Source organism: Rhodobium orientis, assembly GCF_003258835.1.
GTDB classification, from domain to species: Bacteria; Pseudomonadota; Alphaproteobacteria; order Rhizobiales; family Rhodobiaceae; genus Rhodobium; species Rhodobium orientis.
Genome location: NZ_NPEV01000188.1, coordinates 1 through 262, shown reverse-complemented (window position 1 = coordinate 262; position 262 = coordinate 1). Strand labels below are relative to the sequence as shown.

At 52.7% G+C, this 262-nt stretch carries 1 protein-coding gene; it reads right to left on the bottom strand.

Annotated elements, in window-relative coordinates; genetic code table 11:
- A partial coding sequence (locus CH339_RS25775; RefSeq protein ID WP_210207412.1) for a flotillin-like FloA family protein occupies positions 1 to 262 on the bottom strand: 262 nt, incomplete at both ends.

The following is a 262-nucleotide window of genomic DNA, read 5'->3' as shown; positions in this document are numbered from 1 at the left end:
CATCTGGCGAATGTAAGTTCAATGTTTGCACGTTGGGCAGCGATAAGCGCGTTGACGACCCGGTCAACATTACCCCCTGCAAGATAGTGGCTTTCCAGCTGATTGATGGCAACATCAAGTCCCGCTTTGTGCGCTTTGATGAGCGGGTTCACCACGCGGTTTGGAATGACGCGGCGGAGCCTCATTCCGATCAGTGTGAAAATGCTGATTTTAACACCAGCGGCCAAAGCCGAGATCCACAGCATGACCGGGACGAATGTAA